This window comes from Nitrospirillum karajorum (assembly GCF_036348415.1).
In the GTDB taxonomy this organism is placed as follows: Bacteria; Pseudomonadota; Alphaproteobacteria; order Azospirillales; family Azospirillaceae; genus Nitrospirillum; species Nitrospirillum amazonense_B.
The window spans coordinates 1,944,345-1,958,858 of sequence record NZ_JAZBQB010000003.1; the positions used below are offsets into that span (position 1 = coordinate 1,944,345).

General features: G+C 67.6%; 11 protein-coding genes, 1 pseudogene and 1 riboswitch. Of the genes and pseudogenes, 8 read left to right on the forward strand and 4 right to left on the reverse strand.

From position 1 onward, the window contains the following. The first annotated feature begins 299 nt into the window (after positions 1-299). The 7 genes and pseudogenes from UCD39_RS22720 (at position 300) to UCD39_RS22750 (ending at position 7,655) form a co-directional block, all read left to right on the forward strand. Entirely contained in the window at positions 300-797 is a 498-nt protein-coding gene (locus UCD39_RS22720) for a hypothetical protein (protein WP_330497990.1), read from the forward strand. Positions 798-938: 141 nt separating this feature from the next. Continuing rightward, positions 939-1,033: riboswitch (glycine riboswitch) on the forward strand. Positions 1,034-1,256: 223 nt separating this feature from the next. Beyond that, positions 1,257-2,371 (forward strand): annotated as a pseudogene (gcvT, locus tag UCD39_RS22725) (glycine cleavage system aminomethyltransferase GcvT). A 72-nt stretch (positions 2,372-2,443) separates the two neighbouring features. After that, positions 2,444-2,818: a glycine cleavage system protein GcvH gene (gene gcvH, locus UCD39_RS22730; protein WP_442943692.1), complete on the forward strand. Its 375-nt coding sequence runs from the start codon at positions 2,444-2,446 to the stop codon at positions 2,816-2,818. Continuing rightward, positions 2,818-4,161 carry an aminomethyl-transferring glycine dehydrogenase subunit GcvPA gene (gcvPA, locus tag UCD39_RS22735; RefSeq protein WP_330497991.1) on the forward strand — a complete coding sequence of 448 codons (1,344 nt, stop codon included), beginning with the start codon at positions 2,818-2,820 and terminating at the stop codon, positions 4,159-4,161. Before gcvH ends, gcvPA begins: the two co-directional genes overlap by 1 nt. Continuing rightward, positions 4,161-5,714, forward strand: a complete 1,554-nt coding sequence (gcvPB, locus tag UCD39_RS22740) for an aminomethyl-transferring glycine dehydrogenase subunit GcvPB (protein ID WP_330497992.1) — start codon at positions 4,161-4,163, stop codon at positions 5,712-5,714. Before gcvPA ends, gcvPB begins: the two co-directional genes overlap by 1 nt. 256 nt (positions 5,715-5,970) lie before the next feature. Next, complete coding sequence (locus UCD39_RS22745) at positions 5,971-6,348, forward strand: hypothetical protein (protein WP_330497993.1); 378 nt, start codon at positions 5,971-5,973, stop codon at positions 6,346-6,348. Between the two features lie 137 nt (positions 6,349-6,485). Beyond that, positions 6,486-7,655, forward strand: coding sequence for an aminotransferase (locus UCD39_RS22750; protein WP_330497994.1), 1,170 nt, complete (start codon positions 6,486-6,488; stop codon positions 7,653-7,655). Here the strand turns inward: UCD39_RS22750 and UCD39_RS22755 are convergent. The 4 genes from UCD39_RS22755 to trxB form a co-directional block, all read right to left on the reverse strand. Then, the gene (locus UCD39_RS22755; RefSeq protein WP_330497995.1) at positions 7,624-8,757 is read right to left on the reverse strand and encodes a tetratricopeptide repeat protein; all 1,134 of its coding nucleotides are present in this window, start codon (positions 8,755-8,757) and stop codon (positions 7,624-7,626) included. The two genes, UCD39_RS22750 and UCD39_RS22755, sit on opposite strands and share 32 nt — an antisense overlap. A gap of 197 nt (positions 8,758-8,954) precedes the next feature. Then, entirely contained in the window at positions 8,955-9,458 is a 504-nt protein-coding gene (locus UCD39_RS22760; protein WP_330497996.1) for a PAS domain-containing protein, read from the reverse strand. A gap of 418 nt (positions 9,459-9,876) precedes the next feature. Next, the gene (locus UCD39_RS22765) at positions 9,877-10,791 is read right to left on the reverse strand and encodes a LysR family transcriptional regulator (protein ID WP_145617095.1); all 915 of its coding nucleotides are present in this window, start codon (positions 10,789-10,791) and stop codon (positions 9,877-9,879) included. 298 nt (positions 10,792-11,089) lie between these two features. After that, entirely contained in the window at positions 11,090-12,058 is a 969-nt protein-coding gene (gene trxB, locus UCD39_RS22770; protein ID WP_330497997.1) for a thioredoxin-disulfide reductase, read from the reverse strand. A 304-nt stretch (positions 12,059-12,362) separates the two neighbouring features. On the opposite strand from trxB, the gene UCD39_RS22775 reads away from it, so the two are divergent. Then, positions 12,363-14,480: a protein-disulfide reductase DsbD family protein gene (locus UCD39_RS22775; RefSeq protein WP_330497998.1), complete on the forward strand. Its 2,118-nt coding sequence runs from the start codon at positions 12,363-12,365 to the stop codon at positions 14,478-14,480. Positions 14,481-14,514 lie beyond the last annotated feature (34 nt).

Genomic DNA, 14,514 nt, shown 5'->3' on the forward strand with positions numbered 1-14,514 from the left:
TCGGGTTCCGGTAAGCCCCGGCGCGCGGGGCCGATCATGGCGGCGGATCATAAAACGGTGCGGCTGAGGATCGCCAGCGCCGATACGTTAAATCTCGTCGCCCATCAATATAAGGATGGCGCAGGCGATGTCTTGTGCCGGTATGGCTGCTTCTCTATTGTCGCGGGGCCCCGACGCCGGCCGGCGTCCAACTCCAGACGAGCCCCGCTTCAATGAACATCCACACGGACACTAATATAGGTTGGCCCCCCAGGAAAGGCACCCGCAGCCGCCTGGCCCTGCTTTTGGGGATGCCTCTCATGCTGTCGCTGGCGGCATGCGCCAACAAGAACGTCGGTTACCGTCCCGGCTGCCCCACCGTGGCCATCGTCCGCGACGCGTCGTCGGTGGGCGTGCCCGGCGCCAACGGCCAGCTGAGCTACACCGCCGTGATGCCCAATATCGAGGGTCGCTGCGAGTACAGCGAAAAGGGCGTCACCATGACCGAGAATCTGCGCGTGGGCGCCAGCACCGGTCCCGCCTACACCGGCGGCCCGTTGCCGCTAACCTATTTCGTCGCGGTGACCGACGCCGATCGCAAGATCCTGACCAAGCAGACCTACAACGTCACCCTGGATGTCAGCGGCGGCAGCGGCGGTTCGGTGGAGCGGCTGACCCAGTTCATCCCGCTGAGCCCGGAAGTCGACGGCCGCTACTACGAGGTGCTGGTGGGCTTCCAGCTGACGCCGGAGCAGTTGGAGGCCAACATCCGCTTCAATTCCAAGCCGCCGGCCCCGCCGGTTCCGGCCGGGAAATAAGCAAAGGCACAAGGCGTACGGGTTCGACCGGCCGGGCAGGGGCGCCCAAGGCCGGGGACCCTCGGGGAAGGCGGGTCGCGGGGCAGCGGCCCGCCTTTACTTTTGGGGGGCCATTGGATTAGGGTGCGTGCGCGAAGCTGATGACACCTCGCGGGAGAGACTGGTCCCGTTCGGGTCTGGCGCCGAAGGAGCAACCGCCCCCGGAAACTCTCAGGCAAAAGGACCGCGAGGAAGAAGCGCATCTGGAAAGCGGTCCGGCCTCACGGCAATGCCTGTCGCCACCCCCTGCGGGTGGCTTTCCGGCGTTGGAGGCCAAAGCCCACCGACGGAGTAAGCGGGTCCGACCTGATGACAGGGTCGTCCCCCGTGAATCTCTCAGGGTCCGGGACAGAGGGGGGCGAGCCCACACGGAATCCGTCCGTGCGGGATGAACTCGTCCGCCGGGAGTCCTTGGCACCTATGGTTACCGAAACCAATTCGCCCCTGCTCACTACGCCGCTGAACGCCCTCCACCGCGAGCTGGGTGCCAAGATGGTGCCCTTCGCCGGCTATGACATGCCCGTCCAGTATCCGCTGGGCGTGCTGAAGGAACACCTTCACACCCGGGAGCAGGCCGGCCTGTTCGACGTGTCGCACATGGGCCAGGTCGTCCTGCGCGGCGACGGTGTCGTCGAGGCGCTGGAAAAGCTGGTGCCGGGCGAGCTGAAGGCGCTGAAGGAAGGCCGCATCCGCTACAGCTTCTTCACCAACGACCAGGCCGGCATCCTGGACGATCTGATGATCGCCAACCGGGGCGACCACCTGTTCCTGGTGGTGAACGCCGCCTGCAAGGTGCAGGACATCGCGCACCTGACGGCCGGCCTGCCGGGTATCGAGGTTGAGTATCTGGGCGACGACCGGGGCCTGCTAGCCTTGCAGGGCCCCACGGCGGCGGCCGTGCTGGCCCGCTTCGTGCCCGAGGTCGCCACCATGCCCTTCATGTCCATGGTCAACGCCAGCCTGAAGGGCATTCCGGTCACCATCGCCCGGTCCGGTTACACCGGCGAGGACGGGTACGAGATCGGCATTGATGGCGCCCGCACCGAGGATGTCGCCCGCCTGCTGTTGGCGGAACCCGAGGTGGCGGCCATCGGCCTGGGCGCCCGCGACAGCCTGCGCCTGGAGGCCGGGCTGTGCCTCTATGGCCATGACATCGACACCACCACCACGCCTGTCGAGGCCGGCCTGACCTGGGCCATCTCCAAGCGCCGGCGGGAGGAGGGGGCTACCCCGGTGACGCCATCGTCCGCCGCCAGCTGGCCGAGGGGGCCGCGCGCTACCGCGTCGGCATCCAGCCGGAGGGCAGGGCGCCGGCGCGCGAACATACCGAAATCCAGGACGCCAGCGGCCAGACGGTGGGTGAGGTCACTTCCGGCGGCTTCGGCCCCAGCGCCAACGCCCCGGTCGCCATGGGCTATGTCACCGCCGCCAACGCCGCCGTGGGCGCGCCCCTGTCGCTGATCGTGCGCGGCAAGGCCCTGCCGGCCAAGGTGGCCGCCCTGCCGTTCGTGCCGCAGCGCTACTACCGCGGCTGATCCCGATCGCGCGGCCCGGCCTGCGCCGGGCCCGCCTTGCCATTGAACGCCTTTCCCCCGAGGAGCAGAATCATGACCATCCGTTTCACCGAAGACCATGAGTGGATCAGCCTGGACGGCGACGTCGCCACCGTCGGCATCACCACCTTCGCCCAGAGCCAGCTAGGCGACGTGGTGTTCGTCGAGGTGCCCGAGGCCGGTCGCGCCCTGACCAAGGGCAAGGACGCCGCCGTGGTGGAATCGGTGAAGGCCGCCAGCGAGGTGTTCGCGCCGGTGGATGGCACGGTGGTCGAGGGCAACCAGGCCGTGGTCGATGACCCGTCCCTGGTCAACAGCGACCCGCAGGGCGCCGGCTGGTTCTTCAAGATGAAGCTGGCCAGCCCGGCCCAGCTGGACGGCCTGATGGACCAGGCCGCCTACGACGCCTTCGTGGAAGGTCAGCACTGATGCGGTATCTGCCCCTTACCGAGGCCGACCGGCAGGAGATGCTGGCGGCCATCGGCGCCCCGTCGGTGGACGCGCTGTTCGGCGACGTGCCGGCGGCGGCCCGCCTGGATCAGCCCATCGCCGGCCTGCCCGCGCACCAGGGCGAGCTGCAGGTGGAACGCGCCCTGTCGCGCCTGGCCGCCCGCAACGTGCCGGCGGGCAGCTGCCCCAGCTTCCTGGGCGCCGGCGCCTACCGCCACCATGTGCCGGCCTCGGTGGACCAGCTGCTGACGCGCGGTGAGTTTCTCACCAGCTACACGCCCTACCAACCCGAGGTGACGCAGGGCACCCTGCAGTACCTGTTCGAGTTCCAGACCCAGGTGGCGCTGATCACCGGCATGGATGTGGCCAACGCCTCCATGTACGACGGCGCCACGGGCTGCGCCGAGGCGGTGCTGATGGCCAACCGCGTCACGCGCCGCAACCGCGCCGTGCTGTCCGGCGGCCTGCACCCGCACTATCGCGACGTGACGGCCACCACCACCGGTGTGCTGGGCGTGGACCTGGTGACCCTGCCGGTTGATCCCAAGGGAATCGAGGACCTGGCGGCTGCCATCGACGACAAGACCTCCTGCGTCGTGGTGCAGAACCCCACCCTGTTCGGTCATGTCGCCGACCTGACCCCGCTGGCGGAGGCCTGCCACGCCAAGGGCGCCCTGCTGGTGGTGGTGGTGACCGAGGTGGTGAGCCTGGGCATGATGCCGTCGCCCGGCTCCATGGGCGCCGACATCGTGGTGGCCGAGGGCCAGAGCATCGGCAACGGCCTGAACTTCGGCGGGCCCTACCTGGGCCTGTTCGCCACCCGCGACAAGTTCGTGCGCCAGCTGCCCGGCCGCCTGTGCGGCGAGACGGTGGACGCGGATGGCAAGCGCGGCTTCGTGCTGACCCTCTCCACCCGCGAGCAGCACATCCGCCGCGAGAAGGCCACGTCCAACATCTGCACCAACTCCGGCCTGTGCGCGCTGGCCTTCACCATGCACCTGTCGCTGCTGGGCGAGGTGGGCTTCACCGGCCTGGCGCGGCTGAACCATGCCAAGGCGGTGCAGCTGGCCGACAAGCTGGCCGCGGCCGGCGTGACCGTGCTGAACCAGGGCTTCTTCAACGAGTTCACTGTCCAGGTGAAGGGCGACGCCGCCGTGCTGGTGGACAGGCTGGCGGCGGAACCCCTCTTGGCCGGCGTGCCCGTTTCCCGCCTGCACCCCGGCGAGAAGGACCTCGCCGACCTGTTGCTGGTGGCGGTGACGGAGACGACCACCGAAGACGACATGGACGCCCTCGTTCAGGCCCTGGGAGGGTCGAAGTGATGAACACCCAAGGACGCAAGACCACGCCGGACGTGGAATCCGCCGCCGGCACCGACGTGGCCACCTACACGGGGAACCGGGCGCTGGTGCATGAAGAGCCGCTGATCTTCGAACTGGACAACCCCGGCGTCACCGGCGTGGACCTGGAGGCGGCCCCGGCCGTCGCCATTCGCCTGGGCGGCCTGAAGGCCCGCGAGGGCATCGGCCTGCCCGGCCTGTCGGAGCCGACGGTGGTGCGCCACTACACGCGCCTCAGCCAGAAGAACCTGGGCATCGACAGCACGATGTACCCTCTGGGCTCGTGCACCATGAAGCACAACCCCCGCCTGAACGAAAAGCTGGCGCGCCTGCCGGGCTTCGGCGACATCCACCCGATGCAGCCGCAGTCCACCGTCCAGGGCGCCTTGGAGCTGATCGACCAGCTGGCCCACTGGCTGAAGACCCTGACCGGCATGCCGGCCGTGGCCATGTCGCCCGCCGCCGGTGCCCATGGCGAGCTGTGCGGCCTGATGGCCATCCGCGCCGCGTTGCAGGCCCGGGGCGAGACCAGCCGCACCCGCGTGCTGGTGCCGGAATCGGCCCACGGCACCAACCCGGCCACGGCGGCCTTCTGCGGCTTCACCGTGGACGCCATCCCGGCGGAGGCCAATGGCCGCGTCAGTGTCGAGGCGGTCAAGGCCAAGCTGGGCCCCGACGTCGCCTGCATCATGCTGACCAACCCCAACACCTGCGGCCTGTTCGAGCCCCAGGTGAAGGAGATCGCGGACGCGGTGCATGCCGCCGGCGGCTATTTCTACTGCGACGGCGCCAACTACAACGCCATCGTCGGCCGGGTGCGCCCGGCGGACCTGGGCGTGGACGCCATGCACATCAACCTGCACAAGACCTTCTCCACCCCGCATGGCGGTGGCGGTCCGGGCTCCGGCCCGGTGGTCCTGTCGGACGCGCTGGCCCCCTACGCGCCGCTGCCCTTCGTGGTGCATGGCAAGGACGGCCTGCGCCTGGTGGAGCATGCGGGCGAGGTGGACGGGGCGGCCAAGCCCTTCGGCCGCATGAAGGCCTTCCACGGCCAGATGGGCATGTTCGTCCGCGCCCTGGCCTATATCATGAGCCACGGTGCCGACGGCCTGCGCCAGGCTTCCAGCGACGCCGTGCTGAACGCCAACTACCTGAAGGCGCGGTTGCAGGACCTGATGAGCGTGCCGTTCGACGGCTACTGCATGCATGAGGCCCTGTTCGATGACCGCTTCCTGAAGGACACGGGCATCACCACCCTCGACTTCGCCAAGGCGATGATCGACGAAGGCTTCCATCCCATGACCATGTACTTCCCCCTGGTCGTGCACGGCGCCTTCCTGATCGAGCCGACGGAAACCGAGTCCAAGGCCACGTTGGACCAGTTCGTCGGCGCCATGCGGCACCTGGCGGGTAAGGCCAAGGCGGGCGATGCCACCCACTTCCTGGCGGCCCCCCGCTACACTCCGCGTCGTCGCCTGGATGAGACCGCGGCGGCGCGCAAGCCAGTCCTGCGCTGGACGCCGCCGGCGGCGTAACGATGGCTTCGGGCCACCACCATGGCCCGGCGGCATGATTGGAAAAAGGGCGGAATCCTTGGGTTCCGCCCTTTCTCTTTTGGCGTCCCCCCTGGTTTGGTGGCCTCTCCATCGGATCACCTGAATGGGTTGCAGCGCACACAAATCGGCATTGCCCCGCGGGGGCCTAGCTTCCATCTCAATTTCGGCCAAATCTGCCGCCATCACTGATCACGCGGCCGATCCGACGCCGCGACCTTCCGCCGGGACCATCCCCATGTTGACCGTTGCCAGCTTGCCCAGGGTTGAGATTGCCCGCCTGCGCCGTCCGGCGCTGCAGGCGTCCGGCTGGCTGGTCATGGGCCTGGGTGTACTGTCCCTGCCCATTCCCGGCCCGGTCTCCACACCGCTGCTGGCGGTGGGTGGCCTGATGGTGCTGCGCAGCTCCGTTTCCGCGCGTCGGCATTATGTCCGGGCCCGCGACCACGCCCCGCGCCTGGTTCGCCCCCTGTTCGGCCGCTTTGACGCCTGGCGCCATCGTCACCGTGCCGCCCAAGTCCGGGTGCCCGCCAAGGTGCTGGCCGCGGCCAACGACGTTGCGGCCAACGACAGCGCTCGTGCCCTGGCGTTGCAGGCGCCCGCCGGCAACGCCTGAATCACCCTTTCTTTTTGCCGATGGGCCGGAGCGTGATTTTCGCTTCGGCCCTTTGCTTTTCAGCACCTTGACCATTGCCTGTTTGCCCAGGACCATAAGCGCCGCCGCGCGGGGCTGAAAAAGTTGGGAGGAACTGGGTGCGATCGGGCAACGCCATCCTGTCGGGATACGGAACCACCATCTTCGAGGCCATGTCGCGGCTGGCGGCCACGCACAACGCCATCAACCTGGGCCAGGGCTTCCCGGACGACCGGGGGGCGGAGGATGTGCTGCAGGTGGCCGCCCGCGCCCTGTTGGAAGGCAATAACCAGTACCCGCCCATGATGGGGCTGCCAGCCTTGCGCCAGGCCGTGGCGACCCACGCCGCGCGCTTCTACGGGCTGGAGGTGGATTGGGAGCGCGAGGTGATGGTGACCTCCGGTGCGACCGAGGCGCTGGCCGCCTGTCTGTTCGGCTTGATCGAACCGGGCGACGAGGTGGTGCTGTTCCAGCCGCTCTACGACAGCTACGTCCCCATCATCCGCCGGGCCGGCGGCATTCCCCGTTTCGTGCGGCTGCAACCGCCGGGCTGGACCGTGGACCCGGACGAACTGGCCGCCGCCTTCAGCTCCCGCACCAAGCTGGTGGTGCTGAACAACCCCTTGAATCCGGCGGCCAAGGTCTGGTCGGCCGACGAGTTGCAGTTGCTGGCCGATCAGATCATGGCCCACGACTGCCTGGCGGTGTGCGACGAGGTCTATGAGCATCTGGTGTTCGACGGTCGCCGCCACCTTCCCCTGATGGCGCTGCCCGGCATGCGGGAGCGGACTTTACGCATCGGTTCCGCCGGCAAGACCTTCTCCCTGACGGGATGGAAGGTGGGCTACGTCACGGCGGCGCCGGATCTGCTGCAGCCGGTGGCCAAGGCGCACCAGTACCTGACCTTCACCACCCCGCCCAACCTTCAGGCGGCCGTGGCCTATGGTCTGGCCAAGGACGATGCCTATTTTGGCCTGTTGGCGGCGGCGCTGGAGGCCAAGCGCGACCGGCTGTCGGCGGGTCTGGCCTCCTCCGGCCTGCCCGTGCTGCCGTCGCAGGGGACCTACTTCGTCGTCGCGGACATCAGCGGCGTTGGCGGACGGCGCGCCGCCGAGGATGACGCCGCCTTTTGCCGGCGCCTGACCACCGACGCCGGCGTGGCCGCCATCCCGGTCAGCGCCTTTTATGAGCAGGACGCGCCCCCCCACCTCATCCGCTTCTGCTTCAGCAAGCAGGACGCCATCCTGGACAGCGCCGTCATGCGCCTGAAGGAGTTCTTTGGCCGGTAAGGCTTTGCGCCAGCGCGATCAACCGTTGTGGCGCCGGGTGACCATTAGCCATCGCTGTCTCAACCGTCCGCCACAAGTCGAGTGTATCAGACGCGGCCTGTGCGGGGACGGGGGCGTCTTCCAGCGCGAGGAGGGCGGCGTCCTGTTGGGCCGCGTCGCCATGGGCGTAGCGCAGGAAATTCACGGCCGCCGTGAACCAGCTTGATAAGAGCGGGCCGAGGTCGGCCAGGCGGGGATGTGTCGCCACCTCCGCCGCCAGCTTAAGGCCTTCCGATTCCCGCCCTGTCGCCGTCAGCATATGGGCAAAGGCCAGGGTGGCATACACGTCGCCCTTGGAGCGGGTCCGCGCCAGGCGAAACCAGGTTTCCGCTGTGACCGCGTCGCCGTTGCGCCAGGCCATGGTGGCGTAGATGCCTTGGTAAATGGCCTGGGCGAGGGGATGGGGGGTATCGCCTTCCGCAGCGATGCGCGCGAACCGCAGGGCTTCGCTTGGGTTGCCCCGTTCATGCCAGAGGAAGGCGGCGTAATGATGGGCGGCCAGCAGGTTGTCGCCCATGGCCAAGGCCCGGCGATAAATCTCCTCCCGCCCTTGTAGGTCGACCATGCCGGCGGCTTGGGCGAAGGTGGCGTAAAGGGCAAGGATGGTGGCGGTGGGCATGCGCAGCAGCCGGCGGAAAATGGCGCGCGCCTCAGCCCTGCCGTCAGGGCGGGTTAACAGGAATAGGGCGAAGTTCGCTTCCAATTCCGCCAGACCGGCCGGGTTCCGCGCGATCAGGGCGCGATAAGCCGACTCCACCGCTGAGCCATCTCCCCGGGCGTGGGCTTCGGCCGTCATGCGTGCCAAATCCCAACCCCAGTCATAAGGCAATTCAGGCGTATTGGCGGCGATAGGGCGCAGCAAGGCCACCAGCCGGCGCCAGCTTGTGAACCCGTAATCGCGGGCCACATCGCGTTGCGCCTCAGCCAGCAAGGCGCCGGGTGCCGACTGGCGCAAATCCTTGAGGCGTCGTTTCGCCTCTTTGCGCAGATGGTCGAGATTGGGATGGGCGGGCAGTGCCCGCACGGGGCTTTGCCGCGTGTCGCCGGGCGACTTGTCGGTCATGATAGCCTTCCTTCCATGGGCCCGGGGTCCGCGATGATCGGGCAGGAAGTCAGGGAGGAGAGGATGCTATCGACTGGGCTGAGCCCTTTACGCGGACCGTGGGCCTGTCGATTGGCCGTTGGCTTAGGTTAGCAGTGCCCGCCGCGTTGGTCCATGGCGAGCCAGTTGATAGCGTTACCAGCTGCACCGCAAAAAAATCAGCCGATGACCTGCAAGCCCCGGCGCTTGCGGTCGAAGGCGCAGCCGACCAGCAGGCGGGCCACCTTGCCGTCCGGGCCGCCCAGGGGCAGCACCACCAGTTCGACGGCAGGAATGTTCATGGAAGGCGCGGCCGGCAGGCTGCGGGCCTGGGGCTGGCAGTTATCAGCGGCCCGTCTCAGCATTTGCGCAAAGGGCACGGTGTTGGGGGAGGGGGGCAGGTCCTCCAGCTGCAGGCCGGTGGATTCCCGGCGCAGCCATAAAACATAGTCCGTTCCCACCCAGTGCAGGGTGAAGGCCATCTGGTTGGGCGCCACGTCCACCAGCATCACGCCACCGGGCGACATTGGAAGATCCACCACATCCACTTCGGATGTTTCGGGAAAGGCGCGATCACCGCGCATGATTTCCCAATAGTCGTGCAGAAGGCGCAAGTTGTTGCTTTGAATCTGCAAGGGGAATCGGGCGACCGATGTCGCATTCCACATGGCTGGGCCAGTCATTTTTCGTCCCTATCCTTATATTCCACAGAGGCGCCACATATCGGCGTGGCCTTTTTCCTGTAAGGCCTGGATGGGGCGCAAAAAACGGCAACAACCCGTCCTCATCCCGGCGTGGAATGTGCGACGGCTGTTTTGGATCAGGCAAGTGAACCAGAGTGCCAGGTCCGTGGCGTTTCACAGAAGCCTGGTGGTAACCCCAGCGGGTTACTTTAAAACCACCTAGTAAAAAAACTGCCGGTAAGTCGATGACTTACCGGCGAGTTGAACAGGGAGGCTTCACGTCTGGGAGACGTTGGGCCCGAAGGCCCACTCCAGGACGGGCATCCTGGAGGAAACATCGGATGCTGCGTCGCAACATCCGATGACCAGATATTTAATCTTTTGATGCCCCGTTTAAAGGGGTGATTAGCCGTCTCAGCTATGCGGTAGGCGCATGCGTCGCGGGGAAAGTTTCCGCGACCTTCTTGACCAGGAAGTCGCGGAAGACCGCGATGCGCTTGGAATGGCGCAGTTCCTCGGCATAAACGAAGTAGGCGTCGATGCGCGGGCCCGTCACGTCCGGCAGGATGCGCACCAGGTCGGGATTGCTTTCGGAGATGATGTAGTCGGGGATGGCCGCGATGCCCAGGCCGCTCTCCACCGCCTTGTACAGGGCGTACAGGCTGTTGACGCGGAAGATGGTGTCGCGCTCCCCGCCCGGCGGGTCGCCCAGCGCCAGCAGCCAGTTGATGTTGGGCACCGGCGCCTTGGCGTCGGACGGATAGGCGATGAGGTCGTGCTTCTGCAGTTCCTCCACCGTTTCCGGCGTGCCGCGCTTCTCCAGATAGGTGCGGTGACCGTAAAGGTGCGTGCGCACCGTCATCAGGTGGCGCTGGATCAGGTCGGGCTGGCGCGGCGGCACCATGCGGATGGCGATGTCCGCCTCACGCATGGACAGGTCCAGCTCGTTATCGTCCAGCAGCAGGGTCAACTGCACGTCTGGATAGATCGACAGGAATTCCCGGATGCGGGGCGTCAGCCACGTGGAACCGAAGGCGACCGTGGTGGTCACCTTGAGCGGGCCCTTGGGGTGTTCCTTGCTTTCCGAGAGCATCGCCTCTGTCATCGACAGCTTGGCGAACACCTCGCGGGCGGTGCGGTACAGCAGCTCGCCCTGTTCTGTGAGGATCAGGCCGCGGGCATGGCGATGAAACAGCGGCACATGGAGGCTTTCCTCCAGCGCGCTGATCTGCCGGCTGACGGCCGATTGGCTGAGGTTCAGGGTCTCGCCAGCATGCGTGAAGCTGCCGGCCTCCGCCACCGCGTGGAAAACGCGAAGCTTGTCCCAGTCCATTCCCGGTCCTTATGCGTCAAAGACGTTGCGGTCCCGCAGGGCGGGACCGTCGGAAATGACGGCCTCAAGCGGGCCGCCATGCAAAGAATATATACCCAGCTTGTCCGGGACGCTACCGATTGTGGGTGTCCACACGGTTAGGCCATAGACTGATAAGGCATTTTAGCCCCATAGCGTGCCGTTTTGGCAACGCCCAACCGTTCATCCCCTGAACGGATACCATACACCGGTACAAAGAAGGGCGCCGCCGTACCAGGGCGGGGCGCCCTTCCCCCTGACTCGGGAGCCTGGGTGGCGGTCAGTGGCCGCCGAGGAAGCGTTCCGCCTCCAGCGCGGCCATGCAGCCCATGCCGGCGGCGGTGACCGCCTGGCGGAAGACCTTGTCCTTCACGTCGCCGGCGGCGAACACGCCCGGCACGTTGGTGCGGGTGCTGTCCGGGGCGGTGACGACATAGCCTTCGTCATCCATCTCCACATGCCCCTTGAAGATGGCGGTGGCCGGGTCGTGGCCGATGGCGACGAACACGCCGTCCAGCGGCAGTTCCCGTCCTTCGCCGGTGACGGTGTTGGTCAGGGCCAGGCCCGTGACCTGCTTGGGGTTGTTGATGTCGAAACCGCCGTCGGCGGCCCCGCCCTTGCCCAGCACCCGCTCGACCTTGTGGTTCCACAGCACCTCGATCTTCGGGTTGGCGAAGACGCGGTCGTGCAGGATCTTCTCGCCGCGGAAGCTGTCGCGGCGATGGATCAGGGTGACCTTGGCGGCGTGGTGGGTCAGGTAAAGCGCCTCTTCCAGCGCGGTGTTGCCGCCGCCGATGACCGCGACCTCCTTGCCCCGGAAGAAGAAGCCGTCACAGGTGGCGCAGGCCGACACGCCGGCGCCCTGGAACTCCTGCTCGCCGGGCACGCTCAGCCAACGCGCCTGGGCGCCGGTGGCGATGATGACGGTGTCGGCCACGAATTCGTCGCCGCTGTCGGCCTTGCAGACGAAGGGGCGCTGGCTGAAATCGACGGAGGTGATGACGTCGTAGACCAGGGTGGTGCCCACATGCTCCGCCTGCTGACGCATCTGTTCCATCAGGTCGGGACCCTGAACCGCCTGGGCGAAGCCCGGGTAGTTCTCCACCTCCGTGGTGATCATCAGCTGGCCGCCCGGCTGCATGCCCTGAACCAGGATGGGCTGAAGGTTGGCGCGGGCGGCGTAGATGCCGGCGGTGTAACCGGCGGGGCCGCCGCCGATGATCAGGACCTTGGTGCGATGGGTGGTCATGGAAACTGTTCCTGGCCGGGGAGGGGGCCCCCTTCATTGGGGGCCGGGCCCTCGCCGCCCTCTAGATATGGTGGGACAGGCGCGGAAGTTCACGTCGGGGCGGACGATACCGGCAAGCGGCCCGGCGCTCAACGGCAGACGTCACAGAGAGGGCCGCGCAGCCTTGCTTCCGCATCGGGGCGGCTGGGCTTGGACGTGCGGCCATTCCCCCATGGCGGCGGGCGCCATCATGCACTACATCAGGGGGATGGGTTTTGTGGACGAACTGTGGGATGCGGCGGTGATGGGCGGTTTCAGGAAATGGATGGCGGCTTTCTTGGCGCTGGCCGGCCTGGCGGGCGGTTCGGCGCTCGCCGCCCCGGTCAAGACCGAGCATACCCTCAGCCAATTGGTGGCCGAGGGGCCCGCCGTTCCCGGCCAGCCGCTGTGGGTGGCGCTGGACCAGACGTTGCAGGAGGGCTGGCACACCTATTGGGTCAATCCCGGCGACTCGGGCCTGCCGACGGAGGTCACCTGGACCCTGCCGGTGGGCTGGTCGGCGGGGCCGCTGACCTTCCCGGCCCCGCATCGCTTCACCACCGGGCCGCTGGTCAACTACGGCTATGAGAAGGCCACGCGCATCCTGGCGCGCCTGGACGTGCCGGCCGATGCCAAGCCCGGCGAAACCGTCACCCTGACCGCCGCCGCCAACTGGCTGATCTGCGCCGATGTCTGCGTGCCCGAGGACGCTACCCTGACTTTGGATGTACCGGTCACCGCCAGCGGAGGTGCTGACCCGGCCGTGGCGTCCCTGTTCGCGGAGGCGCGGGCGGCCCTGCCGGTGCCCAGCCCCTATGCCGCCAGCGTCAGCAGCACCAAGACCGCCGTCACCCTGCGCCTGGCCGCCCCCGGCCTGACGGAGGCCCAGGTCAAGGATGCCTATTTCTTCGCCGAGAACCCCGATTTGGTCGAGGCTGGCGCGCCGCAGCCGCTGTCCGTCACCAAGGATGGCCTGACGCTGACCTTGAAGCCCACGGGCCGCGCCAAGCCCGGCCCGGTGAGCGGCATCCTGGAGGTGACCGAACTGGTGAACGGGCAGCCCACCACCCAGGCGCTGGCCATCGCCCTTCCCGCCGAGGGCGCAGCGGCGACGCCGGCGGGTGGGACAGCGGCCCCTGCCACCTCTGCCGACGGTGCCGCCCTGCCCCTGTGGCAGGCGGTGCTGTTCGCGTGCCTGGGCGGCATGGTCCTGAACCTGATGCCGTGCGTCTTCCCCGTGCTGTCGATGAAGGCCATGGCCCTGGTGCGCCACCAGGGCGCCCACGCCCGCGTGCACGGCCTGGTCTACACCGCCGGCGTCCTGGCCTGCTTCGCCGCCATCGCCATCGTGCTGATGGCCCTGCGTGCCGGTGGGCAGGAAATCGGCTGGGGCTTCCAGCTGCAGTCGCCCCTGGTGGTGGCGGTGCTGGCCTATGTCATGTTGCTGCTGGGCCTCAGCATGTCCGGCGTCTTCACCGTGGGCGACCAGTTCATGGGTGTGGGGCAGGGGCTGACCCAGGGGGACGGCTATGCCGGCTCCTTCTTCACCGGCGTGCTGGCTTCCGTCGTCGCCACGCCGTGCACGGCGCCCTTCATGGGGGCGGCTGTGGGCTATGCCCTGGTCCAGCCCTGGTATGTGGCGCTGGCCGTCTTCCTGGCCCTGGGCTTCGGCATGGCCTTGCCCTTCCTGGCGCTGGCCTGCAGCCCCTGGCTGCTGCGCCACCTGCCCAAGCCCGGCGCGTGGATGGAGCGGCTGAAGCAGGTGCTGGCCTTCCCCCTCTATGGTTCCGCCGCCTGGCTGGTCTGGGTGTTCGCGGTGCAGGTTGGGGCGGAAGGGATGGTCTGCATCCTGGTGGGCATGGTGCTGGTGGGCTTTGCCGCCTGGCTCTATGGCGCCACCCATTATGTCGACGGCTGGGGGCGTCGCGCCGGGGCTATCGGCGCCGCGGTTGCCTTGGTTCTGGCGGTGGTGGGCGTGACGCCACAGACCGGAGGCAACGCCACCCCGGCGGCGGGCGGCAAGGCCGTGGCCATGACGGATGGGTTCGAGGCCTTTTCCCCCGCCACCCTGGACAAGCTGCGCGCCGATGGCCGCCCGGTGCTGGTGGATTTCACCGCCGCCTGGTGCATCACCTGCCTGGTGAATGAGCGCGTCGCCCTGTCCAGCGACACGGTGCACGCCGCGTTCAAGGCCCACAACGTGGCCCTGCTCAAGGGCGACTGGACCAACCGCGATGCCGAGATCACCCGCGTGCTGCAGGCCCACGGCCGCAGCGGCGTGCCCCTCTATCTGTTCTACCGCCCCGGCCAGGCGGAGGCCGACGTTTGGCCGCAGATCCTGACCGAGGCCCAGGTGCTGGAGGCCGTTGGCAGCCTGCCCAAGCAAAGCGCCAGCGCGCAGTAACATCCCGATGCGTCAATGGGAAAGGGCCGACGGA